This is a genomic window from Aquincola tertiaricarbonis, assembly GCF_023573145.1.
GTDB lineage: Bacteria > Pseudomonadota > Gammaproteobacteria > Burkholderiales > Burkholderiaceae_C > Aquincola > Aquincola tertiaricarbonis_B.
On record NZ_CP097636.1, the window covers coordinates 1,438,090 to 1,462,777 of the forward strand.

At 68.9% G+C, this 24,688-nt stretch carries 26 protein-coding genes, 1 other RNA gene and 1 pseudogene; 18 read left to right on the plus strand and 10 right to left on the minus strand.

The genetic code is table 11. The features are described from left to right. Positions 1–31: 31 nt before the first annotated feature. From MW290_RS20920 to gyrA, 10 genes are all read right to left on the minus strand, one after another. The gene (locus MW290_RS20920) at positions 32–601 is read right to left on the minus strand and encodes a D-sedoheptulose-7-phosphate isomerase (RefSeq protein ID WP_250199604.1); all 570 of its coding nucleotides are present in this window, start codon (positions 599–601) and stop codon (positions 32–34) included. Positions 602–614: 13 nt separating this feature from the next. Next, entirely contained in the window at positions 615–1,769 is a 1,155-nt protein-coding gene (lapB, locus tag MW290_RS20925) for a lipopolysaccharide assembly protein LapB (RefSeq protein WP_250199605.1), read from the minus strand. Beyond that, positions 1,759–2,079, minus strand: a complete 321-nt coding sequence (locus MW290_RS20930) for a LapA family protein (RefSeq protein WP_250199606.1) — start codon at positions 2,077–2,079, stop codon at positions 1,759–1,761. Before MW290_RS20930 ends, lapB begins: the two co-directional genes overlap by 11 nt. 181 nt (positions 2,080–2,260) lie before the next feature. Continuing rightward, on the minus strand, positions 2,261–2,599 hold the full coding sequence (locus MW290_RS20935) for an integration host factor subunit beta (RefSeq protein ID WP_250199607.1): 339 nt from the start codon (positions 2,597–2,599) through the stop codon (positions 2,261–2,263). A 28-nt stretch (positions 2,600–2,627) separates the two neighbouring features. Then, entirely contained in the window at positions 2,628–4,343 is a 1,716-nt protein-coding gene (gene rpsA / locus MW290_RS20940) for a 30S ribosomal protein S1 (RefSeq protein ID WP_250199608.1), read from the minus strand. A 159-nt stretch (positions 4,344–4,502) separates the two neighbouring features. After that, entirely contained in the window at positions 4,503–6,518 is a 2,016-nt protein-coding gene (locus MW290_RS20945; protein ID WP_250199609.1) for a bifunctional 3-phosphoshikimate 1-carboxyvinyltransferase/cytidylate kinase, read from the minus strand. Between the two features lie 40 nt (positions 6,519–6,558). Further along, complete coding sequence (locus tag MW290_RS20950; protein ID WP_250199610.1) at positions 6,559–7,461, minus strand: prephenate dehydrogenase; 903 nt, start codon at positions 7,459–7,461, stop codon at positions 6,559–6,561. A gap of 8 nt (positions 7,462–7,469) precedes the next feature. Beyond that, a complete protein-coding gene (pheA, locus tag MW290_RS20955; RefSeq protein ID WP_250199611.1) occupies positions 7,470–8,576 on the minus strand; it encodes a prephenate dehydratase in 1,107 nt (368 codons plus the stop codon). Between the two features lie 29 nt (positions 8,577–8,605). Then, positions 8,606–9,175, minus strand: coding sequence for a DUF2059 domain-containing protein (locus tag MW290_RS20960; protein WP_250199612.1), 570 nt, complete (start codon positions 9,173–9,175; stop codon positions 8,606–8,608). After that, entirely contained in the window at positions 9,175–11,811 is a 2,637-nt protein-coding gene (gyrA, locus tag MW290_RS20965) for a DNA gyrase subunit A (protein WP_250199613.1), read from the minus strand. The genes MW290_RS20960 and gyrA overlap by 1 nt, the downstream gene beginning before the upstream one ends. A gap of 268 nt (positions 11,812–12,079) precedes the next feature. Here gyrA and ompA point away from each other — a divergent pair, with 268 nt between their 5' ends. The 18 genes and pseudogenes from ompA (at position 12,080) to MW290_RS21050 (ending at position 24,688) form a co-directional block, all read left to right on the plus strand. After that, positions 12,080–12,733 carry an outer membrane protein OmpA gene (gene ompA / locus MW290_RS20970; protein ID WP_250199614.1) on the plus strand — a complete coding sequence of 218 codons (654 nt, stop codon included), beginning with the start codon at positions 12,080–12,082 and terminating at the stop codon, positions 12,731–12,733. A gap of 93 nt (positions 12,734–12,826) precedes the next feature. Next, on the plus strand, positions 12,827–13,531 hold the full coding sequence (gene ubiG, locus MW290_RS20975) for a bifunctional 2-polyprenyl-6-hydroxyphenol methylase/3-demethylubiquinol 3-O-methyltransferase UbiG (RefSeq protein WP_250199615.1): 705 nt from the start codon (positions 12,827–12,829) through the stop codon (positions 13,529–13,531). Next, complete coding sequence (gene gph / locus MW290_RS20980; protein WP_250199616.1) at positions 13,528–14,205, plus strand: phosphoglycolate phosphatase; 678 nt, start codon at positions 13,528–13,530, stop codon at positions 14,203–14,205. The genes ubiG and gph overlap by 4 nt, the downstream gene beginning before the upstream one ends. A gap of 13 nt (positions 14,206–14,218) precedes the next feature. Then, positions 14,219–14,591, plus strand: a transfer-messenger RNA (tmRNA) gene (gene ssrA, locus MW290_RS20985). Positions 14,592–14,762: 171 nt separating this feature from the next. Beyond that, positions 14,763–16,058 carry a tyrosine-type recombinase/integrase gene (locus tag MW290_RS20990; protein ID WP_250199617.1) on the plus strand — a complete coding sequence of 432 codons (1,296 nt, stop codon included), beginning with the start codon at positions 14,763–14,765 and terminating at the stop codon, positions 16,056–16,058. Positions 16,059–17,001: 943 nt separating this feature from the next. After that, the gene (locus tag MW290_RS20995; protein WP_250199618.1) at positions 17,002–17,793 is read left to right on the plus strand and encodes a hypothetical protein; all 792 of its coding nucleotides are present in this window, start codon (positions 17,002–17,004) and stop codon (positions 17,791–17,793) included. Positions 17,794–17,981: 188 nt separating this feature from the next. Then, positions 17,982–18,233, plus strand: a complete 252-nt coding sequence (locus MW290_RS21000) for a helix-turn-helix transcriptional regulator (protein ID WP_250199619.1) — start codon at positions 17,982–17,984, stop codon at positions 18,231–18,233. Then, positions 18,230–18,769 (plus strand): hypothetical protein, encoded by a 540-nt coding sequence (locus MW290_RS21005; protein ID WP_250199620.1) that lies wholly within the window; start codon positions 18,230–18,232, stop codon positions 18,767–18,769. Before MW290_RS21000 ends, MW290_RS21005 begins: the two co-directional genes overlap by 4 nt. Then, on the plus strand, positions 18,769–19,320 hold the full coding sequence (locus MW290_RS21010; protein ID WP_250199621.1) for a hypothetical protein: 552 nt from the start codon (positions 18,769–18,771) through the stop codon (positions 19,318–19,320). Before MW290_RS21005 ends, MW290_RS21010 begins: the two co-directional genes overlap by 1 nt. A gap of 326 nt (positions 19,321–19,646) precedes the next feature. Continuing rightward, a complete protein-coding gene (locus MW290_RS21015) occupies positions 19,647–19,994 on the plus strand; it encodes a hypothetical protein (RefSeq protein ID WP_250199622.1) in 348 nt (115 codons plus the stop codon). Next, complete coding sequence (locus MW290_RS21020; protein WP_250199623.1) at positions 19,991–20,512, plus strand: hypothetical protein; 522 nt, start codon at positions 19,991–19,993, stop codon at positions 20,510–20,512. The genes MW290_RS21015 and MW290_RS21020 overlap by 4 nt, the downstream gene beginning before the upstream one ends. Further along, complete coding sequence (locus MW290_RS21025) at positions 20,509–20,997, plus strand: hypothetical protein (protein ID WP_250199624.1); 489 nt, start codon at positions 20,509–20,511, stop codon at positions 20,995–20,997. Before MW290_RS21020 ends, MW290_RS21025 begins: the two co-directional genes overlap by 4 nt. Then, entirely contained in the window at positions 20,994–21,377 is a 384-nt protein-coding gene (locus tag MW290_RS21030; protein ID WP_250199625.1) for a hypothetical protein, read from the plus strand. Before MW290_RS21025 ends, MW290_RS21030 begins: the two co-directional genes overlap by 4 nt. Further along, on the plus strand, positions 21,374–21,709 hold the full coding sequence (locus MW290_RS21035; protein WP_250199626.1) for a hypothetical protein: 336 nt from the start codon (positions 21,374–21,376) through the stop codon (positions 21,707–21,709). Before MW290_RS21030 ends, MW290_RS21035 begins: the two co-directional genes overlap by 4 nt. After that, positions 21,709–22,239 (plus strand): AAA family ATPase, encoded by a 531-nt coding sequence (locus tag MW290_RS21040; RefSeq protein ID WP_250199627.1) that lies wholly within the window; start codon positions 21,709–21,711, stop codon positions 22,237–22,239. The genes MW290_RS21035 and MW290_RS21040 overlap by 1 nt, the downstream gene beginning before the upstream one ends. A 28-nt stretch (positions 22,240–22,267) precedes the next feature. Then, positions 22,268–22,423 (plus strand): annotated as a pseudogene (locus tag MW290_RS33305) (PriCT-2 domain-containing protein); the annotation flags it as partial. Between the two features lie 55 nt (positions 22,424–22,478). Further along, positions 22,479–24,410: a TOPRIM and DUF927 domain-containing protein gene (locus MW290_RS21045; protein WP_250199628.1), complete on the plus strand. Its 1,932-nt coding sequence runs from the start codon at positions 22,479–22,481 to the stop codon at positions 24,408–24,410. After that, on the plus strand, positions 24,368–24,688 hold the full coding sequence (locus MW290_RS21050; RefSeq protein WP_250199629.1) for a hypothetical protein: 321 nt from the start codon (positions 24,368–24,370) through the stop codon (positions 24,686–24,688). The genes MW290_RS21045 and MW290_RS21050 overlap by 43 nt, the downstream gene beginning before the upstream one ends.

Below are 24,688 nucleotides of genomic sequence, written 5' to 3' on the forward strand. Positions count from 1 at the left end.
GCGCCGCCTTCGGGCGGCCGGGCGGCGGCGCTCATGCTATCCCCAGCTTCTGCTCGATCAGCCCGCACAGCGTGTGGATCACCAGGATGTGCACTTCCTGGATGCGGGCGGTGACCTCGCTGGGCGCGACGATGGCCATGTCGCTCTCGGCCAGCAGCGGGCCGCCGTCGCGGCCCAGCAGGCCCACCACCTTGGCGCCGGCCTCACGCGCGGCGGCGGCGGCCTTGCGCACGTTGGGCGAGCGGCCCGAGGTGCTGATGCCGATGAAGCAGTCACCCGGCCGGGCCAGCGCCTCGGTCTGGCGCGCGAACACGTCGTCGAAGCCGTAGTCGTTGCCGATGCAGGTGAGGGCCGAGCTGTCGGTGGACAGCGCGATGGCCGCCAGCGGCTTGCGGTCCTTGATGAAGCGGCCGGTCAGCTCGGAGGCGAAATGCTGTGCATCGGCGGCCGAGCCGCCATTGCCGCACACCAGCAGCTTGTTGCCGGCCAGCAGCACCGCGGCCAGCAGGCTGCCGACGCGCTCGACATCGGCTTCGATGGCCGGCAGCTTGCGCATCACCTCGAGGTGCTGCTCGACGTTGTCCAGGAAAAGCGAGGCCATCAGTGGGGGCCTTTCATTGATCGTCCAGCCGCTGCGGTGGGAAGCTGTCCCAGCTCAGGCAGGCAGGGCATTGCCAAAAATAGTGCTGCGCCTCGAAACCACAAGCGGCGCAACGGTAACGGTGCAGGGGCTTGGCGGCCTGTTCCACCGCCTGCCGCAGGCCGGTGCGGGCGGGCTCGCCCCAGGGCGCGGGCGGCAGCTGCATCAGCGCAGTGGCCGCGGCGATGGAGGGATGCAGCGCCAGGTGCTGGGCCATGCGCTGCACCGCGTCGGCCTCGTGGCCCGGCGGGTCCAGCAGCGCCAGTGCCTGCAGCAGCTCCAGGCTGGGGTGGCGCTCATACAGGCCTTGCAGCATCACGCGGGCGGTGTCGGCCTGCTGGCTGGCCAGCGCGCTGCGTGCCCAGTCACGGGCGATCAGGCCGAAGGTGGCCGGATGGCGTGCGCGCAGGTCGTTCCACACCTGCACCGCGTCGGCATGGCGGCCGGCGCGGGCCAGCCGCTGGCCGGCCAGCACCAGCGGGCGCGGCGCGGTGGGCAGCGCGGCCATGGCGCGCTGCAGGCAGTTCTCCGCCTCTTCGGGCTGGCCGCGTTCGTCGCTTTCGATGGCCAGCTCGCACCAGTAGTGCGCGATGCGCGAAGCGAAGGAGCCGGTGCCGCCTTTCTCAAGCTTGGCCGCCATGTCGGCGGCGGCGCGCCAGTCGCGCGAGCGCTCGTGCAGCGACAGCAGCGCCAGCCGCGCCTCGGTCTCGAAGGGGGTGCCCTCCAGCGCCCGGTAGGCTTCTTCGGCGCGGTCGAACAGGCCCGCCTTCATGAAGTCCTGCGCCAGCGCGTACTGCGCCCGTTCGCGGTCGGCCTGCGGCAGGTCGCCGCGGTTCAGCAGGTGTTGGTGCACCCGTACCGCCCGCTCGAACTCGCCGCGGCGGCGGAACAGGTTGCCCAGCGCGAAGTGCAGTTCCGAGGTGTCGGGGTCGTTCTGCACCGCCTCGATGAAGGCGTCGATGGCCTTGTCGTGCTGCTCGTTCAGCAGCAGGTTCAGGCCCTTGAAGTAGGCCTTGGGTGAATCGCGTTGCTCACGCCGCCATTGGCGCAGGTCGAAGCGCGAAGCCGCCCAGCCGAGGGCGAACATCACCGGCAGGCCGAGCAGCAGCCACTGCAGGTCAAAGTCCATCGCGCGGGGGGTGCTCAGGCAGGAAGTCGGACGGCGGCGGCACCACGGCCGGTGCGGCGGCGGGCACGGGGGCCACGGGCTCTGGCGTCACGCGGCGGGCGACGCGGCGGTGGCGCCACCAGCTGGGCACCATGGCCAGCACGCCGATGGCACAGCCGGCCGCGAAGGCGATCAACACGATGATGACCATCGGCGCCCGCCATTCCACGCCGAAGAACCAGCGCACCGCGGCCTCCTGCTGGTTGTTCAGCGCAAAGGCGAAGAGGGCGAAGAAGACGAAGGCTCTGACGAGCCAGACGAGAAAGCGCATGGCCGGCGGATTCTAGCCACGCACCTTTCGGGCGCATGGGGCAGTTGGTTGCATACCCGCCCGCCGGGCCGCCCCAAGGGCGGGTGCGCCCCCTTGGGGGGCAGCGAGCGGAGCGAGCTTGGGGGCACTACAAAAACAAACACGGCCCTTGGGCCGTGTTTCGTGTTCAGAACGGGGTATGTCAGGCGCGCAGGGTTTCCGGGTCGTCCTTCGTGTCCGCCGGGGTGTGGTCCAGCGGCACGTTGGCGTCCACGGCTTCGCGCAGGGCCTTGCCGGGCTTGAAGTGCGGCACCAGCTTCTCAGGAATCACCACCTGCTCGCCGCTGCGAGGGTTGCGGCCCACGCGCGGCGGCCGGCGGTTGATCGAGAAGCTGCCGAAGCCGCGGATCTCGATGCGGTGCCCGCGCGCCAGGGCGTCGGACATCGCGTCGAGCATGGTCTTCACGGCGAACTCGGTGTCGCGTTGCGTCAGCTGGCCGAAACGTTCAGCCAGTGCCGCCACGAGGTCGGACCGGGTCATGCGCGAAACACCAGGCGGCCGTCAGGCATCAGCCGTTGTTCTGGTTGTCCAGCTTGGCGCGCAGCAGGGCGCCCAGGCTGGTGGTACCGGCCGATTCACGCTCGCTCGATTGCGACAGGCGCTGCATGGCTTCCTGCTGGTCGGCGGAGTCCTTGGCCTTGATCGACAGCTGGATCGAACGCAGCTTGCGGTCGATGTTGATGATCATGGCGTTGACTTCGTCGCCTTCCTTCAGCACGTTGCGCGCGTCTTCCACGCGGTCGCGGCTGATTTCGGAGGCACGCAGGTAGCCGGTCACGTCGTCGGTCAGCTGCACTTCGGCGCCACGGGCGTCGACGGTCTTCACCTTGCCGGTGACCAGGGCGCCCCGGTCGTTCAGCGTGGTGTAGGTGGCGAACGGGTCGCCGTCCAGCTGCTTGATGCCCAGCGAGATGCGCTCGCGCTCGACGTCCACGGCCAGCACGATGGCTTCGACTTCCTGGCCCTTCTTGAAGTTGCGCACGGCCGATTCGCCCGGCTCATGCCAGGACAGGTCGGACAGGTGCACCAGGCCGTCGATGCCCTGGGCCAGGCCCACGAACACGCCGAAGTCGGTGATCGACTTGACCGGGCCCTTGACGCGGTCGCCGCGCTTGACGTTGGAAGAGAACTCTTCCCACGGGTTGGCCTTGCACTGCTTCATGCCCAGGCTGATGCGGCGCTTGTCTTCGTCGATCTCGAGGACCATGACTTCGACTTCGTCGCCCAGCGACACCAGCTTGCTGGGGCTGACGTTCTTGTTGGTCCAGTCCATTTCGGAGACGTGCACCAGGCCTTCGATGCCCGGCTCGATCTCGACGAACGCACCGTAGTCGGCGATGTTGGTCACCTTGCCGAACAGGCGGGTGCCCGTCGGGTAGCGGCGAGCCACGCCCATCCAGGGGTCGTCGCCCAGCTGCTTGATGCCCAGCGAGACGCGGTTCTTCTCGGCGTCGAACTTCAGGACCTTGGCCTGCAGTTCCTGGCCGACCGTCACCACTTCGCTCGGGTGACGGACACGGCGCCAGGCCATGTCGGTGATGTGCAGCAGGCCGTCGATGCCGCCCAGGTCGACGAACGCACCGTACTCGGTGATGTTCTTGACCACGCCGTTGACGATGGCGCCTTCGCGCAGCGTCTCCATCAGCTTGGCGCGTTCTTCGCCCATCGAGGCTTCGACCACGGCGCGGCGCGACAACACGACGTTGTTGCGCTTGCGGTCGAGCTTGATGACCTTGAACTCCATGGTCTTGCCCTCGAACGGGCTCATGTCCTTGACCGGACGCGTGTCGAGCAGCGAGCCGGGCAGGAAGGCGCGGATGCCGTTGACCAGCACGGTCAGGCCGCCCTTGACCTTGCCGTTCACGGTGCCGGTGACGAAGTCGCCGGATTCCAGCGAGTTCTCCAGCGACAGCCACGAGGCCAGGCGCTTGGCCTTGTCGCGCGACAGGATGGTGTCGCCGTAGCCGTTTTCGAGGGAGTCGATCGCGACCGACACGAAGTCGCCGACTTCGACCTCGACCTCGCCCTGGTCGTTCTTGAACTCTTCGATGGGAACGTAGGACTCGCTCTTGAGGCCGGCGTTGACCACCACGAAGCTGTGCTCGATGCGGACGACTTCCGCGGAGATCACCTCACCAGCGCGCATGTCGCGCTTCTGGAGGCTTTCCTCGAACATGGCGGCAAAGGATTCGCCGCCGGTGGTGGCAGATTGCATATCAGACATGGAGTTTCCTGGAGCCGGCCGAGGAGAGGAGAGAGATCGGAGCGATCTGCAAGAGGGGCCGGCGGAGCGTGCAACAGGTGTTGCGGTTACGTTGAACAAACCGCCGCCCGGCGCAGCTGTGCGCTGCTGGTGGGCGACGGCACCCTGAAAGCCTGCCGGCTAGATGCCGAAAGGCGTGCGTTGCTCCCACCAACCCAGCACCTGGGCCACGGATTCATCCACGGTCTGGGCAGAGTTGTCGAGGAGCAGCGCGTCTTCAGCGGGTTGCAGCGGTGCGATGGCCCGGGTACGGTCCCGGGCGTCGCGTGCTTCCAAATCCGCGCGAAGGTCGTCGATATTAGACGATATTCCCTTGGAAATCAATTGCTTATGCCGCCGCTCCGCCCGTGTGGCGGGGCTGGCGGTCAGGAACACCTTCAGCGCGGCGTCCGGAAAGATCACCGTGCCCATGTCGCGGCCGTCGGCCACCAGCCCCGGCGGGCGGCGGAACGAGACCTGCAGCGCATACAGCGCAGCACGCACGTCGCCCAGCGCCGAGATCTTGGACGCGCGGCTGCCCACGTCCTCACGGCGCAGCTGGTCGCTCACCTCCTCACCGTCGAGGAAGAGGCGAGGGCCGTCGAAGCGCAGCCTGAGCTTGCTGATGAGGGCGGCGATGCCGGGTCCGTCGGTATCCGCCACGCCCTGGCGCAGCGAAGCCAGCGCTGCCACACGGTACAGCGAGCCCGAGTCCAGGAAGTGGTAGCCCAGCGAAGCCGCCAGCGTGCTGGCCAGCGTGCCCTTGCCGGAGGCAGTGGGCCCATCGATGGTGATCACCGGCACCAGGTCGTGGTGGGTGTGCGCCAGCTGGAAGAGGGCCTCGAAGTAGTCCGGGAAAGTCTTGCCCACGCACTGCGGATCGAGAATGCGCACCGGCACGCCGTTGAAGGCGGCCAGCGACAGGCACATCGCCATCCGGTGGTCGTCGTAGGTGTGGATGGCGGCCGGCTGCCAGGCCTGCGGCGGCCGCACCTCGATGAAGTCGGCACCTTCCTCCACCTGCGCGCCCACCTTGCGCAGTTCGATGGCCATCGCGGCGATGCGGTCGGTTTCCTTCACGCGCCAGCTGGCGATGTTGGTCAGGCGGGTGGGGCCGTCGGCGTACAGCGCCATCACCGCCAGCGTCATCGCCGCATCGGGGATGTGGTTGCAGTCGAGCGTGATGGCGCGCAGCGGCCAGGCGCCGCGGCGCACCTCGATGCGGTTGGCCTCCATGCGCACGTCGGCGCCCATGGCCACCGCCGCTTCGACGAAGCGCACGTCACCCTGGATGGAGGCGCTGCCAACGCCTTCGATGAGCACGGGCGCATCCACCGCGGCGATGGCGCCCAGCGCCACGAAGTACGAGGCCGACGAGGCATCGCCTTCCACGTGCACGGCGCCCGGCGAACGGTAGCGGCTGCCGGCGGGGACGGTGAAGCGCTGCCAGCCGTCGCGTTGCACGGTGATGCCGAAGCGGGCGAGCAGGTTGAGCGTGATCTCGACGTAGGGTTTGGAGATCAGCTCCCCGTCCACCTCGATCACGATGTCGGTGCCCGGCGCTTCGCCCTGGCCGCTGCTGGCCAGCGGCAGGGCCAGCAGCAGCGCGGTGAGGAACTGGCTGGACACATCGCCGCGCACCCGCACCGGCGCGCCGGTGGCCAGTTGGCCCTGCGGCTGGCCGGCCAGCCGCAGCGGCGGGTAGCCGTCGTTGCCCAGGTACTGGATGTCGCAGCCGAGCTGCCGCAATGCGTCTACCAGGTCGCCGATCGGCCGTTCATGCATGCGAGCGACGCCGCTGAGCTCGAACTGGCCGCCCTGCGTGGCCGCCAGCACTGCCAGCGCGGCGGCCAGCGGCCGCATCGCGGTGCCGGCGTTGCCAAGGAACAGCGAGGCCTGCTGCACCGACAGGCGGCCGCCGATGCCGGTGATGCGCAGCGCGCCACCTTCATGCGCCAGGTCGCAGCCCAGGTTACGCAGCGCCTCGATCATCACCCGCGTGTCGTCGGAATCGAGCAGGTCGTGCACCAGCGTGCTGCCTTCGGCCAGGCCGGCCAGCAGCAGCACCCGGTTGGAGATGCTCTTGGAGCCGGGCAGGCGGATCTGGCCCGAGGCCTTGGTCAGCGGGGGCAGGTCGAGGAAAGGAATGGCGAACACGAACGCGGCGGTGGGGAGTGCGGTGAAAGGATAAGCGCCCTCAGCGCAGCGGCGGCACGGCGGGCGCTGCGGAGGGGCGGGGGCTGTTCATCTGCCAGGCGGCGCGCCCCTCGGACGCGCTGCGGATCAGGTCTTCCAGCGCCTCGGCATTGCCGGAGCGCATCACATGCTCCAGCGCTTCCAGCGCATGGCGGAAACGCATCGACTGCTTGAGCGTCTCTTCGCGGTTGGCCAGCAGGATATCGCGCCAGATCGTCGGATCGCTGGCGGCGATGCGGGTGAAATCCCGGAAGCCCGGTCCAGCCAGGGACAGGAACTCGTCGCCGCCGGGCTGCTTGGCCACCGCGTTGTAGAAGGCGAACGCCAGCAGGTGGGGCAGGTGGCTGACGGCGGCCAGCGCCGCATCGTGGCTGTCGGGCGACATGCGGATCACCTGTGCGCCGATGGCGGTCCAGGTGTCGGCAGCCTTCTGCAGCAGCAGGGCGTCGGTTTGCGGCAGCGGCGTCAGGATGACCTGGCGGCCGGTGTAGAGGTCGGCGTCGGCGTGGTGGACGCCGGCCTTTTCCTTGCCGGCGATCGGGTGTGCCGGCACGAAGCCGCTGATGCGCTCTTTCAGCACACGGCGGGCGGCGTCCACCACGTCGCGCTTGGTGGAGCCCACGTCCATGATCAGCACCTCCGGCTCCACCAGGTGGCGGATGGCCTTGAAGGTAGATTCGGTGGCGGCCACCGGCACTGCCAGCAGCACGATGTCGGAGCCGGCCACCGCCAGCAGCGCCGATTCGGCCGCTGTGTCGATGACGCCGGCGCGCCGCGCGCGTTCGGTGGTGGAGGGCGACTTGCTGTAGCCCACCACGTGCTTGACCAGGCCGGCGCGCTTGAGCGCCAGTGCGAACGAGCCGCCCATGAGGCCGCAGCCGATGAGGCCCAGTTGCTGGAACATGGGCACGCTCAGTGGCTGTCCAGCGGGTAGGTGCCCAGCACCTTGAAGAAGTCGCAGACCTCGCGCAGCTCCTTCATGGCCGAGGCCACCGGCGGATCTTCCGGATGGCCCTGCAGGTCGATGTAGAAGTAGTACTCCCACTGGCCCGAGCGCGCGGGCCGCGACTCGAAGCGTGTCATCGACACGCCGTGGTGCTTCAGCGGCACCAGCATGTCGTGCACCGCACCCGGCCGGTTGACCACCGACACCACCAGACTGGTGCAGTCGTGGCCGGAACGGCCGGGCTGCGGGTGGCGGTCGGGGTGGGTCACCACCGCGAAGCGCGTGCGGTTGTGTGCATCGTCCTGGATCGCGCGGCCGACCACGTGCAGGCCGTACTGGCTGGCTGCGCGCTCACTGGCGATGCCGGCCAGCTTGGTATCGAGCCCCGCCAGGCGCGCGCCTTCGGCATTGCTGGATACGGGTCGCCGTTCCACGTGCGGCAGGTGGTTGCTGAGCCAGCCGTGGCACTGCGCCAGCGCCTGCGGGTGGGCGCACACGGCCTCGATGCCCTCCAGCGAATCGACGCCGCGCAGCAGGTTGTGCCGCACCATCAGGCTGGTCTCGCCGATGATGAAGAGCGGCGTGGTGAGGAAGAGGTCGAGCGAGCGCGTGACCACGCCCTCGTTCGAGTTCTCGACCGGCACCACGCCGAAGTCGGCCGCGCCGGAGGTGGTGACGTGGAACACCTCATCGGCATTCGCGCAGGGCACCCGCACGATGGAGCTGCCGAAGTAGCCCAGCGCCGCCTCTTCGCTGAAGGTGCCGGCCGGGCCCATGTAGGCCACCCGCATCGGTGTTTCCAGCGAGCGGCAAGCCGACATGATCTCGCGCCAGATCGGCGCCACGCTGTCCGAGCGCAACGGCCCGGCGTTGATGCGCTTGAGCCCGTCGATCACCTGCGCCTCGCGCTCGGGGCGGAAAACCACCGAGCCTTCCTTCTTCTTGAGCTCGCCCACCGCCAGCGCCAGCGCGGCACGGCGGTTCAGCAGCGACAGCAGATCGCGGTCGAGTGCATCGATCTGGTGGCGCAGGGCCAGCAGGTCGGGCGGATTGGGTGCGGCGGGCTCGGACATGGCACAGGCGAACGGACGGGGGAGACGGTTTACTTGGCGCCGCTGGCCTTGCCGGCCGGCTTGCTGGCGTCGGTGGCCGCGGGCTGCGGGATGCCCAGCGTGCTGCGCACCTTGTTCTGCAGTGCCTGCAGCTTGGGGTCGAGCACCGGCGCCGCATCGGCGATCAGCTTCTGGGTGAAGCCGTTCTGGATCTCGGGCATCAGCTGCTGGTACTTCTTGTTGACCGGCGATTCCAGCCAGGCCAGCAGCTGCTTCAGCTCGTCGTCGGTGAACTTCTCTTCCAGCTGCGCGCCCAGGGTGCTGGGGGCCAGCTTGTTGGCACGGTCACGCAGCACCGGCACCGCCTCGTCGACGAACTTGCGCACGTCGGCCTCGATCTGCTTGCCGGTGGCTTCGCGCTTGTCGGCCGGCAGCTGCTGCAGCGCGCTGCCCGCGGCCTGCATCATCTGCACGGCGGGGCGTTCGGCGATGCTGCGCGCTACGTTCTCGATCGCCGGCTGCTGGGCCGCCAGGATCTTGTCGACCAGTTGCTTCTTGGTCTGCGCGTGCGCGCCGACGGAGGCGACCACCAGGGCCGCCACCAGCAGGGTTCTCTTCATCAGGAATTCTCCTCAGGGGCGGCAGCGCCATCGCCTTCGCCCGGGGTTTCGATGTTGGCGTCGTTCTCGACGATCCGTTGCAGGCCCGACAGCTTGGTGCCGTCGTCCAGCGCGATCAGCGTGACGCCTTGGGTAGCGCGGCCGAGCTCACGAATTTCGGAGACCCGGGTGCGCACCAGCACACCCTTGTCGGTGATCAGCATGATCTCGTCCTCGGGGCGCACCAGGGTGGCCGCGACCACCTTGCCGTTGCGCTCGCTCTGTTGGATGGCGATCATGCCCTTGGTTCCGCGGCCATGGCGCGTGTACTCCACGATGGAGGTGCGCTTGCCGTAGCCGTTCTCGGTGGCGGTGAGCACGCTCTGCGCCTCGTCCTCGGCCACCAGCATCGCGATCAGCGTCTGCCCCGGCTCCAGCGCCATGCCGCGCACGCCACGGGCCTGGCGGCCCATCGGACGCACGTCGTCCTCGTCGAAGCGCACCGCCTTGCCGCCGTCGGAGAACAGCATCACGTCGTGCTTGCCGTCGGTCAGCGCAGCGCCGATCAGGTGGTCGCCTTCGTCCAGGTCCACCGCGATGATGCCGGCCTTGCGCGGGTTGCTGAATTCATCCAGCGCCGTCTTCTTGACGGTGCCCAGCGCGGTGGCCATGAAGATGTAGTTGTCGGCCGGGAAGCTGCGGAACTCGCCGGTCAGCGGCAGCACCACGGTGATCTTCTCGCCCGGCTGCAGCGGGAACATGTTGACGATGGGCTTGCCGCGGCTGGCACGGCCGCCCTGCGGCACTTCCCACACCTTCAGCCAGTACACGCGGCCGCGGTCGCTGAAGCACAGGATCCAGTCGTGCGTGTTGGCGATGAAGAGCTGGTCGATCCAGTCGTCTTCCTTCGTGGCCGTGGCCTGCTTGCCGCGGCCGCCGCGGCGCTGCGAGCGGTACTCGCCCAGCGGCTGGCTCTTGATGTAGCCGCTGTGGCTCAGCGTCACCACCATGTCGGTGGGCGTGATCAGATCCTCGGTGCCCAGTTCCTGCGCGTTGTGCTCGATCTGGCTGCGGCGCGCGCCCAGCTTGGTCTGGCCGAACTCCTGCTTCAGCGCGGTGAGTTCCTCGCTGATGATGAAGGTCACGCGCTCGGGCTTGGACAGGATGTCCAGCAGATCGGCGATCTGCGCCATCACGTCCTTGTACTCGCCGACGATCTTGTCCTGCTCCAGGCCGGTCAGGCGCTGCAGGCGCATCTGCAGGATTTCCTGCGCCTGTTCGTCCGACAGGCGGTACAGGCCGTCGGGCTGCATGCCGTAGTCGGCGGGCAGGCCTTCCGGGCGGTAGGCGGCGCGGCCGCCGGGCGTGTCGGATTCGGCGCGGGCCAGCATCTCGCGCACCAGCGACGAGTCCCAGCTCTTGCTCATCAGCGCTGCCTTGGCCACCGGCGGCGTCGGCGAGTTCTTGATCGTCTCGATGAACTCGTCGATGTTGGCCAGCGCCACGGCCAGGCCTTCCAGCACGTGGCCACGCTCGCGCGCCTTGCGCAGCGCGAACACGGTGCGCCGCGTCACCACCTCGCGGCGGTGCTCCAGGAAGTACTCGATCAGCTGCTTGAGGTTGCACAGCTTGGGCTGGCCGTCCACCAGCGCCACCATGTTCATGCCGAAGCTGTCCTGCAGCTGCGTCTGCTTGTACAGGTTGTTCAGCACGACCTCGGGCACTTCGCCGCGCTTGAGCTCGATCACCACCCGCATGCCGGACTTGTCGCTCTCGTCCTGGATGTGGCTGATGCCGTCGATCTTCTTGTCGTGGACCAGCTCGGCGATGCGCTCGAGCAGGGTCTTCTTGTTCACCTGGTACGGGATCTCGTCGACGATGATGGCCTGGCGCTGGCCACGGTCGATGTCCTCGAAGTGGCAGCGGGCGCGCATCACCACCTTGCCGCGGCCGGTGCGGTAGCCCTCACGCACGCCGTTCAGGCCGTAGATGATCCCGGCGGTGGGGAAGTCGGGCGCCGGCACGATGGACATCAGCTCGTCGATCGTCGCGTCCGGGCTGCGCAGCAGGTGCAGGCAGGCGTCCACCACCTCGTTGAGGTTGTGCGGCGGGATGTTGGTGGCCATGCCCACCGCGATGCCGCCCGAGCCGTTGACCAGCAGGTTGGGCAGCCGCGTCGGCAGCACCAGCGGCTCTTTCTCGGAGCCGTCGTAGTTGGGGCCGAAGTCGACGGTTTCCTTGTCGATGTCGGCCAGCAGTTCGTGGGCGATCTTCGACAGGCGGATTTCGGTGTAGCGCATCGCCGCGGCGTTGTCGCCGTCGATCGAGCCGAAGTTGCCCTGGCCGTCCACCAGCATGTGGCGCATGGAGAAGTCCTGCGCCATCCGCACGATGGTGTCGTACACCGACTGGTCGCCGTGCGGGTGGTATTTACCGATGACGTCCCCGACGATACGGGCCGACTTCTTGTACGGCCGGTTCCAGTCGTTGTTCAGCTCGTGCATCGCGAACAGCACGCGCCGGTGCACGGGCTTGAGGCCGTCGCGGGCGTCGGGCAGGGCGCGCCCGACGATGACGCTCATCGCGTAGTCGAGGTACGAGCGCCGCATCTCCTCTTCGAGGCTGATCGGCAGGGTTTCCTTGGCGAACTGGGTCATGAGGGCGGCAAACGCGGGCGGCGCGCGAGCGCCGTGACCTGTGGGGTGTGAGACCGCGGATTCTAAGCGGCAGTCCTTTGTCGCTCGAACGCAACACAGGTGTTACCTGCCGGCCGGGCAATTGCCAAAATGGGGCCAGCCGAGCGCCGTATGGCACAATCCTTCGCGTCGGTGGTGGCGCTTGACAAACAAGGCGCTTGCCAAGTTATACGCTTCCGAATTTGGACGTTACGCAGCACAACTGCGGCTTTCCTTGAGAGGAGAATCAATGAAGAAACTGAACACCGTGGCGGTGCTGTTCGCATCGGTCGCGCTCGCCGCTCCGCTGTCGACGGCCTTCGCCCAAGCGCAGACGAACGACAACTGGCGCGCTTCCGACGGCACCGTTTGGAAGAACGGCACCAACGAACTGTGCTGGCGCGATGCCAACTGGACCCCCGCCACGGCGGATCCGCGTTGCGACGGCGCCCTGAAGCCGCCCGCCCCGGCTCCGGCCCCGGCTCCGGCTGCTGCCCCCGCTCCGGCTCCCGCACCGGCTCCGGCCGTCGTGCCGGCTGCTCCGGTCAGCGAAAAGGTCACCTACGCTGCTGACACCTTCTTCGACTTCGACAAGTCGACCCTGAAGCCGGAAGCCCGCGCCAAGCTGGACGACCTGGTCAGCAAGACCGGCGGCATCAACCTGGAAGTCATCATCGCCGTGGGTCACACCGACTCCGTCGGCAGCGATGCCTACAACCAGAAGCTGTCGGTGCGCCGCGCCGAAGCCGTGAAGACCTACCTGGTCTCCAAGGGCATCGAGAAGAACCGCGTCTACACCGAAGGCAAGGGCGAAAAGCAGCCCGTCGCCGATAACAAGACCGCCGAAGGCCGCGCCAAGAACCGCCGCGTGGAAATCGAAGTGGTCGGCACCCGCAATAAGTAATCGGTCCTCCGATTTCTCAGCAAACCCCGCTCCGGCGGGGTTTGTCATTTGTGCGGCAAGTATCTCCAAATGGCCCGCGGTAGGATGTCGCCCATGATGAATGCCGATCCCCAAGAACTGGCGAAATTCAGTGAACTGGCCCACCGCTGGTGGGACCCGGAGAGCGAGTTCCGGCCGCTGCACCAGATCAACCCGTTGCGCCTGGGCTGGATCGAGCAGCAGGTGCCGGTGGCTGGCAAACGTGTGCTCGACGTCGGCTGCGGCGGCGGCATCCTGGCCGAGGCGATGGCCCAGCGCGGCGCCAAGGTGCTGGGCATCGACCTGGCCGACAAGCCGCTGAAGGTGGCACAGCTGCATGCGATGGAGACTGGCGTCACCGGCGTCGAGTACCGCGAGGTGTCGGCCGAAACGCTGGCGGCCGAGCAGCCGGGCAGCTTCGATGTCGTCACCTGCATGGAGATGCTCGAACACGTGCCCGATCCGTCGTCGGTGGTGCGCGCGGTCACCGCCCTGGTCAAACCGGGGGGCTGGGCCTTCTTCTCCACCATCAACCGCAACCCGAAGTCGTTCCTCTTCGCCATCGTCGGCGCGGAGCACATCCTCAAGCTGCTGCCCAAGGGCACGCACGAATACGCCAAGTTCATCCGCCCGAGCGAACTGGCACGCTGGTGCCGCGACAGCGGCCTGACCATCGGCGAGACCCAGGGCATGCAGTACAACCCGCTGACGCGCCGCTATTGGCTGTCGGGCGACACCAGCGTCAACTACCTGGTGGCCTGCCGGAAGCCGGGGGCATGAGCGCCGAGTCGCGCGCCGGCATCCAGGCGGTGCTGTTCGACCTGGACGGCACGCTGATCGACAGCGCGCCCGACCTGGCCGGTGCCGCCAATCGGCTGCGCGAACAGCGCGGTCTGCCGCCGGTGCCGTATGCCCAGCTGCGGCCGCTGGTGGGCACCGGGGCCCGCGGCATGATCGGCGGGGCCTTCGGCATCGGTCCGGGCGACGCTGAATTCGAGACCCTGCGTGACGAATTCCTCGCCATTTACGAGCGCAGCCTGTTGCAGCAGACCGCCGTGTTCACCGAGATGGTGCCGGTGCTGCAGGCGCTGGAAGCCGCCGGCCTGCCTTGGGGCATCGTGACCAACAAGGCCGAGCGCTTCACCCATCCCGTGGTGCAGGGCCTGGGTCTGGACCAGCGTGCGGGCGCGGTGGTGTGTGGTGACACCACGCCGCATGCCAAGCCGCATCCGGCGCCGCTGCTGGAGGCGGCCCGCCGCATCGGCATGGCGCCCGAGACCTGCGTGTACGTGGGCGACGACCTGCGCGACGTGCAGGCTGGCCGCGCCGCCGGCATGGCCACGCTGGCCGCTGCCTGGGGCTACCTGGGGCAGGGCGAAGCGATCGAGGCCTGGGGCGCCGATGCGTTGCTCGATTCTCCGGGCCAGCTCTTGAAATGGTTGCGGCTGGCTTAAACTACCGTGTTCTGGGGCCGACCTGGTTTCGACGTGGGTACGGATCCGGCGCAGGGCATGCCGAGCACCAGTTCGCTCGTAAAACCACTGGAAACAAAGTAACTGCGAACGACGAACGTTTCGCCCTCGCCGCTTAACACCGGTGAGCCTCTCAACGGTTGGCCAATGGGCCGGGTTGAAGATCGCAAGATCCTAGACTGAGAGGTCATTCACATTGGCTGGTTCTGAGCCGGGTCACTCGGTTCAGGACGAGATCTAGTGACTGGCGTGAAGGGTAGCGTGCTGCTGCGCGACCTCAGCGTGAGACTCCAAATCAGCCAGCTACGCATGTAGAACTGTCCGGTGATGGTTCGCGGACGGGGGTTCGATTCCCCCCGGCTCCACCAGATCACCTTCCGCTGGCTTCCGCCAGCGTCCAAAGACCTAAGCGCGACAAGCACTTAGGTCTTTTTTCTTGTCCGCCGAAGTGCAGTAACTTCCGCTGGCTTCCGGCTCGCGGTGCAGTAACTTCCGCAGTAACCGCACAATGGGCGCTCTGACCCCTCGAAAGTTACTGCATGGCCCGCCAGCTCATCCCCGGTGACGTCACCCTGCGCAGCATCAAGCCTGGGGACGGGCGCAAGCGCATCAACGATGGCAATGGCCTGTACCTGCTGCTGTTCGTGAAGGGCGGCGCGCACGGCTGGCGCTTCGACTACTCGCTGCAAGGCACACGCAAGACGCTGAGCCTTGGCACCTACCCGGCAACCGGCCTGGCCGAGGCCCGCCGCAAGGCCGAGGAGGCGCGCGCGCTGGTCGCCAAGGGGGTAGACCCCAGCGAGGCCCGCAAGGCGTCCAAGGCCGAGGCCGAGCGGCAGCGCGAAACGCAGAAGCGGGCCGAGGCTGGCTTGCCGGCGGCCGATAGCTTCGAGGCGGTGGCCCGTGAGTGGCTGGCCCGGGTGCACGCGGCCAAGGTCAGCGAGGGGCACGCCGATCGCACGCGCATCCGCCTGGAACAGGAGGTGTTCCCGTGGCTGGGCCCGCGGCGCATCGCCGAGCTGAAGGCGCCCGACCTGCTGGCCTGCCTGCGCCGCGTGGAAGCCCGCGGGGCGCTGGAAACCGCTCACCGCGTCAAGCAGGCCTGCGGCCAGGTGTTCCGCTACGGCATCGCCACGGGCCGCTGTGAGCGCGACGTGGCCGCCGATCTGCGTGATGCCCTTGCACCGGTCCACGTGACCCACCACGCGGCCATCACGGACCCGGTGCGGGTGGGTGAGCTGCTGCGCGCCATCGAGGCGTACAAGGGCCACGGCACCACGCGGGCCGCGCTGCAGCTCGCGCCGCTGGTCTTCCTGCGGCCGGGCGAGTTGCGCCAGGCCGAGTGGTCGGAGTTCGACCTTGATGCCGGCGTGTGGACCATCCCGGGCAGCCGCATGAAGCGGACCAAGCAGGCCAAGGTGAGCGGCGGTGCGCACCTGGTGCCGCTGTGCCGCCAGGCGGTGGCCATCCTGCGCGACCTGCAGCCGCTCACGGGCGCCGGCCGCTACGTGTTCCCCAACCTGCGCACGCGCGACCGGCCCATGTCCGATGCCGCGGTGCTGGCCGCGCTGCGGCGCATGGGCTTCCCGCGTGACGAGATGACCGGCCACGGCTTCCGGGCGATGGCCAGGACGATGCTGGCCGAGCGCCTGGGCGTGGATGAATCGGTGGTGGAAGCGCAGCTCGCCCACGCGGTGCGCGACAGCCTGGGGCGTGCGTACAACCGCACCGAGTTCGTCGACCAGCGGCGCCAGATGATGCAGACGTGGGCCGACTACCTGGACCGCCTGCGCAAGGGTGCCGAGGTGGTGGCCTTGCCCGCGCGCACGGCCTGAAGGAAGGGCCACCCGCTGCACCGCTCGCCCGGCCTTGTGCCGGGCGTTGTCCTTCTGATCGTCTGTGCCTGGGCGGCGGCGCTGCCTATGCAGATGCCCGCCCAGACCGCAGATGCCCGCCCAGACCGGCTGCAGGCCGGTGAGGGTGCGCGGCGGCGGCGGCCGGCGGTAGGGGGTACCTCTTCGCGCTGGCCAAGGCTGCCGGTGGTTCCAGACAACGCGGATCGATCAGCAGAAAAAACCGCGCGGATGCATCAACGGGGCGGGGCGCGGGGACTGGCGGGCTTTGGCTGCAGGGCAATCGGCCGCAAACCCGCATGAACACTAGGTTCGCGGGGTGAGCCGACCGCGGCCCGGATGGCGGGGACAGTGGCGGGGCAGGGATGGGGACACGGGGACAGAGAGAGGAGAGAACTCTTCCCATTCCCATGGCTTTCTCGCCTGGCTGGCCAGCTCGGGCGCCAGGTGGGCGGGGGGTGCCAAAGTCTGGACGGCCCCTGCGACGGACCGAGCCTGCCGCCTTTTTTCTGCGCACGCAGGTTTCCATGGGGTGGGGGGGTCAAAAGTCTGGAAGCGGCCCCGGTAGGACCGAGCAGCAGGCAAATTTTTGTGCGCGGGTTATTTGGGGGGAGGGGGTATCCCAGGGCGCACCCGCCCGGGCCAGGATGAACGCCAGCGCACGACCTTGCGGCCTTCGATCCGACGCGACTCCCATGGGTCTTCAGCCCTTCATCACTGGGGCTGCGAGCCGCACTTCCCCGGAAATTGGGCGCGAGAAGACTGCCCCGATGCCCAGGCCTTCGCGGCGGTGGCTTGGCATCGTGGCGATGCACTACGATGACCACGCACCGCGCAGCGGGCCGCTGATCACGGCCCGAAGCCCGGACGCCCCGCCCGGGGCGCGGTGCCTTCGTCGGCGGGGCCTGTGCGGCGCGGGGGCTGTATGGATGAATTCAAGTCGCTTCACTACGAAGGCGACCACGGAAAGCTGGTGTGCGAGGCCGGCAACCTTTGCAGTGTTGCGGACTTGGTCAGGGCAGAGATGCACTTCAACCGCACGCCACTGCGGCCGGCTGTTCGGTCGGTGCTGGACAAGTTGGAGGGGCAAAGCGCCGTGCGGGTCTATGTGACTCAGCCGCGCGACTACGCCGTGTTGGTGCCTGCCACCATCGAGGACGAAGACCGGCGGGGCGTGTCTGCAAGTGGCAGGGCATCAACCGCGCGGTCCGTGACGCGCGCAAGTCTGCTTGAGCGAGTGCGGCGGCACTGGCTACGGGACGACATGACCGAAGATGGCCTGCACTTCCGGTCAGAGATTTGGGGTGGGCAGCTTGCGATGCTCATTGACGATGCGAGTGATCTGGGGTTGCTCGAATGCATGTTGGCCGCCGACGGGTCTGCTGCGGCCTGCCCTGCCGAGTCCTCCGGTGCCTTGTCGAACTGTCAGCCCTTGGGAGGCGCCTGGCCCCATCAGCAAGGCGCAGCGTGGACGCATGCCGAGCGGGACGCCATGTTCAAGATGCGCCACCTTGAAGGCCTTTCGGACCAGCAGATAGCGGACACGGCCGGCTGCACGCGGCAACTCGTTGCCCAGCAGATCGGCGCCAAGCACGACTGGAAGCGCAAAGACTGGGAGGGCGGCGCACGCGGCTGGGCGCCAACGCCGGCCCTTCTCGCTGAGTGCAAGTTGGAGCCGCAGCCCTTGCAGGCGGTGAGCAAGGCCCTCAGCGCCTGATCCTTGGGCCTGCCTCTGCTACGGCACCGGCGCAGCGTCTGCAAGGCCGCTGCAAGTGGCTGCAAGGGCACCCCAGTTCGCATGATCTGCCCAGGCTCGTTGGAGCCTCGGCGGGTGCGTAAAGGTCTTATGCGGTCTTGATGGCAAGGCCGGCCAGCACTCCCGAAACCACTTCGGAGAGTGAAGGCATGCAGCTGGCCACCGTCAACCGTCCCCAGATCCCCCGTGATCGCCTGATTCGCCTGCCCGAGGTGGAGCGGGTCACGGGCTGCAAAAAGTCCACCATCTACCTGCTGATGAAGCGCGGGGAGTTCCCGCGCTGTGTGCAGATCACGCCGCGCATGGTGGCCTGGCCAGAGTCGGCGGTGCTGCAGTTCGTGCAGGACCGCATCGCCGCCGCCGCCGCCCAGCAGCCCGGCGAAGGCGTGGCGGCTGCATGAAGGCTGCTGACAACGCCCTGCTGCCCCTCTTCGCCGCCTGGCTCAAGCGCCAGGAAGCGGTCGGGCGCTTGCCCTGGTGCAGTCAGCCCGAAGCGGGGCACCTGGTGCTGGCCGGCAACTGCATCGGCGTTCGCGCCGCCCGCATGCCTGGCAGCGATGACCCGGAAAGCGACGTGCTGGACTTCAGCGCCGCCGCCGCCGCTGCGTCGGTGGATCACCACTGCGCGGTGTTGCTGCCTTCGGCGCTGCTGGCCTTCGTTGCGAGCGCTGCGGGCATCCCCGCTGGCTGGGTGGGTTCGGTGCGCAACGTGTCGCAGGCCCTGGCCCCGCTGCTGAGCTGCGGCGCTGTGCGTGCCTGGCGCAGCGATGAGCGCCCCTTGTCGGGCATGCCGCTGGTACCGGTGTTGCTGTTCTCGCAGCTGCAGCCGCAAGCGTATGTGGTGCGGCTGCACGGACCCGGCTCCATCGCGGCATGGGCGCATGCCGGCGTGGGTGCGGCAGCGGGGCGCTCGATGCTTGCCGAAGGGCTGGACTGATGTACAGCCCCAGTACACCACCGGTGAGCGCCGAGCACGCGGCGCTGCTGGACCGCCTCACGTGCTGGCTGCGCCTGCACGCGGATGCCGGCCGGCTGCCTTGGGTGGTGGACCCTGCCGCCTCCGAGGCTGTCGTGCGGGGCCACTGCGTGGGCGTGCGCGCCACGTTTCCCGCAGAGGCGGGGCGCATCGTCTTCGGCCTGGCGGCGGACCATCCTGGCCGCCGGCACTGCGTCGCGCTGCTGCCCACGGCGCTGGCTGCCTTCCTGGCGGCCGATGTGGGGCGTTCTGCGGCCTGGCACGGCACGCGGGCCGACATCGCCGCCGCGCTGCAGCCTCTTCTTGAGCGGGGCTTTGTGCTGCGTTTCCCCGAGCGTCTGCTCGTGGACGACGTGGGCCTGCCCACGGCGGCAGCCCGGGTGCTCTTCGCCCAGGAACCACGCGGCTTCGTGCTGCCGCTGGGCGCCCCGCGCGGCCTGGTGCTGGGCGATGGTGCTGACGTACCGCCAGCAGCGGCAGCACGGCCATCCGTGGGTGGTGGCGCGGCATGAGGCGCATGCACCAGGCGGTGCCCGCCGCCAGCAGCTCGGGTGCCGACGCTTTGCCCTGGCGCTCCGCGGTGCTACATTCCGCTCGCCCCTGGGTGACAGGGGTCGGGTGTGGAAACCCGGTAAACGAAGGCGCGCGGCCGCCTCAAGAGCGGCCTTTTCTTTGCGCGTCAGATCGCCTGTCGGCGTCCTGTTCAAGGGCGGCCCGGGCGGGGAGGCCTTCGGGCCTGCCGGTTCCTTCGTTCCGGTTTTCCACCCCCGCTTTGGGCCGCCACCCCCGTGTGGAAACGGGGGCGGCGGTTGTGTACCGCAACGAAGGAGCCGACAACATGGCTGGTCCGACCCTGGGCGCAACCGCGCCCGTGCAGACGTCTGCACCCTCGCAGCGTCCCCTGATCCGCATCCCCGAAACCACCCGCACGCGCCGCAACCACGGCGTGTTTCTGCTGGGCAATGAGCTGGCCAGCGTCTACAGCTCGCGCCGCCAGGCCGGCGGCCTGGGCGTGACGATGGCGCTGGGCGAAGGCTCGATGGTGCTCACCAGCAGCATGACCGCCGCCCAGGCCCGCGCCATGGCCCGGGCGCTGATCGCCGCGGCCGATGCCGCCGAAACCGTGTTGCGGCCCGTGGCCGCCATCGCCGCCGCCAGCACCGGCGTGACGCGAGGTGCAGCATGAAGGCCATCGACGCGAAGCCGGTGAGCTGCATTCCTGGTGCATCGGAAGGGGCTGACCTCAGCCTCACCGTGGTCGCCATGGGCTATGACCTGTGGGAAGGCACATCAGCCCAACTTGCAGCCGAGGGGCTGATTCCTGCGGGCTTCGAGTGGCCATCGCGCGACCAGTGGAAGGGCTGGACTGCTGGGCCTATGCACTACCTGCTGCACCGGCGCAAGCCGCACGGCTTCAAGGGGCCGCGCCGGGCGTGGATGGAGCTGGATCACTGGCGCTTGCGGCGCACCTTGGCCACGCATCGCAATGACGCGTTTTTCCACGCCCGGCTGCACGAGGCGAGGCAAGAGCTGGCATGCCTGGAATGGGGGCAAACCGCGCAGGGCCGAGAAGCGTTCAGGCGCTGGCTGCAGGCCGGTGATGACCGGGCCTTCCAGCGGTTCCTCAAGGCCGCGCTGCCGGCGCGTGGCGCGCGGCGCGGTCAGGTGGCAACCGGCCGAGCTGGCAAAGGTGGCCAGCCATGAGCACGAACACCGCGCAAGTCGTGGCGCTGCCGGGTGCAGTACTGCAGCCCGTGGTCAACCACCGCGGCCGCGGCCCGCTGCCGCGTGGCATTGGCCGCCTCGATCACGCCCGCCGCGCACGCCGGGCCCAGCTCATGGCGGCTGAGTTCGCGGCCGGCGCTGCCGCCAAGAAACAGGCCGAAGCGGCGGCCTTCTGGCGCGCCTCTATCGAGCTTGCCCAGGAGGAAGCCGACGAACAGGCCGAGCTGCTGGCCCTGCCCGCCCTGGCGCTGGTGGCACTGGTGCGCAGCCGCGCCGCTGAGCGGCTGCAGGCCGCCCGCCACAAGGCCGACAAGGCGCACGCGGCCCTGGCGGCGCTGCAGCCGCAGCAGGCCTGCAGCCAGGCCGCGCCGCTGCCGTTGGGCACGGTGGGGCCTGTGTCCCGCAGCACCAGTGCCGCCGCCGATGACCGCCGCAGCCTGGTTGCCGAGGGGGTTCGGTCATGAGCATCAAGCACTGTGAACTGAGCAGTACCTTGCCATCACTCCTGGCCGGCCTGGTGGACCGCGCGGCCGACAACCTCACGCATGGCGAGCTGCAGCACCTGGCCAGCTTCAGCGAGGTGGCGCACATGCAGATCCAGCGGCTGGGCTGTGTGGCCGAAGGCGTGGCCCTGCTGGTGCAGAACGATGCGCAGGCGGCCACACCGGCCGGCAACTTCCAAACGCCTGAATCCGTCTCGCTGCTGCTGCTGGCGCTGGCCGACATGGCGGCGCAGGCCGATGCGCTGCTGACCATGGGCCAGCATGCCGAAGGCGTGATGGAGTCGCGGGCCATGCCCGCCGCGGCTACGGCGCGGCGGCCTGGCAAGGGAGCGGCGCATTGAACCCGGCCCGCTGCATCAAGGCCGAGCACGTGCTGCTGGCGCTGGTGGCGCGCCGCGCCAACCCGTCTTGCCGTTGGGCCGCGATGGCCGATCACCACTGGACGGCCCGCGAGTGCTGGCGCCGCGACCTTGGCCCGACGACCGTGCACGCGCGGCCGCCGGCACTCACGCCCATGCAGCGCGGCAGCCTGCATCGGGCCATCCGCCGGCAGTACCTGGTCGAAGGCCTGCGCGGCATCCGCAAGACCTTCGGCACCACGCTGCGTGCCGTGGTGGCTGAACCGGCCCACGTGGTGCCCGACGGGCGCATGGCTGCCACAGGAGAACGCTGATGGACTTCAACGTAACGCGGGACCAGCTTCACCCGCGGTGGCTCACGCCGCCGCGCTGCAAGGTGCACTTGGTGTGCGGTGCTCCGGGCAGCGGCAAGAGCACCCACGTGGCCACCCACCGCCAGCCCGGGGATACGGTCATCGACGTGGATGAGATCCTGGCCGAACTGGCGGGCTTGCCCCTCTACGTGGGCGACAAGGCGCAGTGGCTGGGGGCGGCCATCGATGAACGCAACCGCCGGCTGCAGGCCCTGGCCGCGCAGCCGGCCGACCACGTGGCCTGGTTCATCGTCGGCGCTGCCGACCCGGCGGCCTGCCAGTGGTGGGCCGTGAAGCTGCGCACGCGGTCCATCGTGGTCATCCACACGCCGCGCCGTGAATGCCTGGCCCGCATCGCGGCCGACCCTCGCCGGGCGCACTGCCAGGCCGAGCACATCGCGGCCGTGAACTACTGGTTCGACGCCAGGGAAAGAGCTTGGAGCGCTGCGCAGCAGCGGGCTGAGCGAGACAGCCGCCGCAGCGACTGGTGAACGCGCGCAGGCGCACCTGAAGGACTCCATGACACGCACTGCGCACCAGCGCCCCACCGTTCCCCGCGTCATCACCGCTGAGCTGGTGCGTGAAGCGCTTTCGTTCGTGCCGCCCGATGTCGACCGCGAAACCTGGGCGCGCGTGGGCATGGCCATCAAGTCCGAGCTGGGCGAGGCGGGGCAAGAACTGTTCATGGACTGGTCGGCCCGCGGCCAGGCCTTCGCGGCGGCCGATGCCCATGCGCAACGCTGCCGGCGAGCTGCTGAACCTGCAGCGGGTGCTGCCCCAGCGGCCGCGCGACGGCAGCCCGGAAAAACGCTTTCTGGCCGGTGGCCGCAAGACCGGGCTGTTGCACTGGATCGGCCAGCCTGAGGGCGCCCCGCTGTTGTTGCTGGCCGAGGGCTACGCCACCGCGGCCAGCCTGCACGAAGCCACGGAGCGGCCCGTGGCGGTGTGCTTCGACGCCGGCAACCTGGTGCACGTGGCCAAGGCCTTGGGCGAGCGGTTCCCCGGCGTGCCGCAACTGGTGTGCGGTGACGATGACCGCGACACGCAGGACCGCAGCGGCAAGAACCCGGGCCGCGACAAGGCCGCCAGCGCGGCCCGCGCCGCCAGGGCGCTGCAGTCCCCGGCCGCAACCGTGTTCCCCGTAGGCCTACCGGAAGGCGGCAGCGACTTCAACGACCTGGCCGCCGCTGCTGGAGGTGAGGTGGTGCGCGACGTGGTGGAGCGCGCCGCCGCTGCGCTGCTGGCCGGCAAGGCGCCGCCGCCGGTTGAGCCTGCGGCCGATGCTGCGGATGCGCCGCCGGCCGCACGGACGGGGCCTACGCTGCGCGTTCTGCCTGGTGGCAAGGGCAAGGGTGCGGCCGAGGCTTCGGGCGGCTCTGGCGGCCGCGGTGCTGGGCGTGGCCGCGACGGTGGGGCCGGCGCCGATGGTGAGGACGACGACGACGGCGGCGGCGGGGAACCGCCGACCTTCGCTGACCCGTTCTTCGTGGATGACCACGGCGTGTGGCACGTGGCCCGCGATGCCGAGGGGAACGAGAAAAAGCCGGTGTGGATCTGCGCTCCGCTGCACGTGACTGCGCGCACCCGGGCCGACGATGCGAACGGGTGGGGCAACCTCTTGGAGTTCACCGACCCGGACGGCAATGCCAAGGTGTGGGCCATGCCGGCGGCGATGCTGAGCGGGGAGGGAAGCGAGTGGGCCGGCCGGCTGCGGGACATGGGCCTGCGCATGGCGCCGGGCACGCGGCCGCGCAACCTCCTGGCGCAGTACATCGACACGCGCCAGCTCAGCGAGCGTGTGACATGCACCGACCGCGTGGGCTGGCACGGCGGCGTCTACGTGCTGCCCAGTGGCTGCATCGGTGGCGATGGCGAAAGCCGGCGCTACGTGTTCCAGAGCGAAAGCGGCATGGAAGACACCTTCCGCCGGCACGGCACGCTGCAGCAGTGGCAAGAGCGGGTCGGCGCGCTGTGCGTCGGCAACTCGCGGCTGCTGTTCGCGGTGAGCTGTGCGCTGGCCGGCCCGATGCTGCGGCCGGCCGAGGTGGAAAGCGGTGGCTTTCACTTCCGGGGTGAATCCAGCCAGGGCAAGACCACGGCCCTGAAGGTGGCCACCAGCGTGTGGGGCCGGCCGAGCTACATGCAGCGCTGGCGCACCACCGATAACGCGCTGGAAGCCACGGCGGTGCAGCACTGCGACTGCACCCTGATCCTCGATGAGTTCGGCCAGCTGGACCCGCGTGTTGCCGGGGATGTTTCCTACATGTTAGCCAACGATCAAGAGAAGGGCCGGGCCACCCGCGGCGGGCTCAGCCGCAAGCGCCGCACCTGGCGGCTGCTGTTCCTGTCGTCGGGTGAAGTGTCCCTGGCGCAGCACATGGAGCTGGCAGCGAAGATGCCGCGCGCTGGCCAGGAAGTGCGCATGCTCGATATCCCCTTGGATGCCGGCGTGGGCATGGGCGGCTTGGAGCAGCTGCACGGCCTGGACCGGCCCGCCGAGCTGGCCGACGCCATCACCAGCGCGGCCGCGAAGTTCTACGGCGCTGCGGGCCGGGCCTGGCTCGAATGGGCGGCCGCCCACTTCGACACGCTGACCACCGCGCCGGCACCCCGCTGCGCATGGGCTTCAAGCGCATGGTCGATGGCGAGGGCGAGCCGGTGAAGATCGACGCGGCCACCGAGTACATCGACAAGCGCAGCACCGAAGAAAGCCGCGCGGTGACGAACTCGCTGGTGGAGTACATGGTGCTGCCCGAAGCCTTCAAGCGTGAGATGTGCAAGGGCTTCGACCACAACGCGGTGGCCGCCATCCTGCGCGCCGCCGGCCACCTGCGCACCGATGGCCAGCGCTTCACGAACCGCGTTCGCCTGCCCGGGATGGGGAAGGTGGCGGTCTACCACTTCAAGCCCTCGATCTTCACCACCGAAGGAGACGACTGA

What these genes read in the sequence shown, in the direction of transcription:
- MW290_RS21020 (WP_250199623.1), top strand. Translation starts at nt 19,991, where the DNA reads ATGAAGGCCATCGACGCGAAGCCGGTGAGCTGCATTCCTGGTGCATCG.
- MW290_RS21050 (WP_250199629.1), top strand. Translation starts at nt 24,368, where the DNA reads ATGGGCTTCAAGCGCATGGTCGATGGCGAGGGCGAGCCGGTGAAGATC.
- MW290_RS21040 (WP_250199627.1), top strand. Translation starts at nt 21,709, where the DNA reads ATGGACTTCAACGTAACGCGGGACCAGCTTCACCCGCGGTGGCTCACG.
- MW290_RS21030 (WP_250199625.1), top strand. Translation starts at nt 20,994, where the DNA reads ATGAGCATCAAGCACTGTGAACTGAGCAGTACCTTGCCATCACTCCTG.
- MW290_RS21010 (WP_250199621.1), top strand. Translation starts at nt 18,769, where the DNA reads ATGTACAGCCCCAGTACACCACCGGTGAGCGCCGAGCACGCGGCGCTG.
- MW290_RS21025 (WP_250199624.1), top strand. Translation starts at nt 20,509, where the DNA reads ATGAGCACGAACACCGCGCAAGTCGTGGCGCTGCCGGGTGCAGTACTG.
- MW290_RS20960 (WP_250199612.1), bottom strand. Translation starts at nt 9,175, where the DNA reads ATGAAGAGAACCCTGCTGGTGGCGGCCCTGGTGGTCGCCTCCGTCGGC.
- MW290_RS21045 (WP_250199628.1), top strand. Translation starts at nt 22,479, where the DNA reads ATGCGCAACGCTGCCGGCGAGCTGCTGAACCTGCAGCGGGTGCTGCCC.
- MW290_RS20920 (WP_250199604.1), bottom strand. Translation starts at nt 601, where the DNA reads ATGGCCTCGCTTTTCCTGGACAACGTCGAGCAGCACCTCGAGGTGATG.
- ompA (WP_250199614.1), top strand. Translation starts at nt 12,080, where the DNA reads ATGAAGAAACTGAACACCGTGGCGGTGCTGTTCGCATCGGTCGCGCTC.
- MW290_RS21005 (WP_250199620.1), top strand. Translation starts at nt 18,230, where the DNA reads ATGAAGGCTGCTGACAACGCCCTGCTGCCCCTCTTCGCCGCCTGGCTC.
- MW290_RS20950 (WP_250199610.1), bottom strand. Translation starts at nt 7,461, where the DNA reads ATGTTCCAGCAACTGGGCCTCATCGGCTGCGGCCTCATGGGCGGCTCG.
- gyrA (WP_250199613.1), bottom strand. Translation starts at nt 11,811, where the DNA reads ATGACCCAGTTCGCCAAGGAAACCCTGCCGATCAGCCTCGAAGAGGAG.
- ubiG (WP_250199615.1), top strand. Translation starts at nt 12,827, where the DNA reads ATGATGAATGCCGATCCCCAAGAACTGGCGAAATTCAGTGAACTGGCC.
- MW290_RS20990 (WP_250199617.1), top strand. Translation starts at nt 14,763, where the DNA reads ATGGCCCGCCAGCTCATCCCCGGTGACGTCACCCTGCGCAGCATCAAG.
- lapB (WP_250199605.1), bottom strand. Translation starts at nt 1,769, where the DNA reads ATGGACTTTGACCTGCAGTGGCTGCTGCTCGGCCTGCCGGTGATGTTC.
- rpsA (WP_250199608.1), bottom strand. Translation starts at nt 4,343, where the DNA reads ATGTCTGATATGCAATCTGCCACCACCGGCGGCGAATCCTTTGCCGCC.
- pheA (WP_250199611.1), bottom strand. Translation starts at nt 8,576, where the DNA reads ATGTCCGAGCCCGCCGCACCCAATCCGCCCGACCTGCTGGCCCTGCGC.
- MW290_RS21000 (WP_250199619.1), top strand. Translation starts at nt 17,982, where the DNA reads ATGCAGCTGGCCACCGTCAACCGTCCCCAGATCCCCCGTGATCGCCTG.
- MW290_RS20995 (WP_250199618.1), top strand. Translation starts at nt 17,002, where the DNA reads ATGGATGAATTCAAGTCGCTTCACTACGAAGGCGACCACGGAAAGCTG.
- MW290_RS21015 (WP_250199622.1), top strand. Translation starts at nt 19,647, where the DNA reads ATGGCTGGTCCGACCCTGGGCGCAACCGCGCCCGTGCAGACGTCTGCA.
- MW290_RS20935 (WP_250199607.1), bottom strand. Translation starts at nt 2,599, where the DNA reads ATGACCCGGTCCGACCTCGTGGCGGCACTGGCTGAACGTTTCGGCCAG.
- gph (WP_250199616.1), top strand. Translation starts at nt 13,528, where the DNA reads ATGAGCGCCGAGTCGCGCGCCGGCATCCAGGCGGTGCTGTTCGACCTG.
- MW290_RS20930 (WP_250199606.1), bottom strand. Translation starts at nt 2,079, where the DNA reads ATGCGCTTTCTCGTCTGGCTCGTCAGAGCCTTCGTCTTCTTCGCCCTC.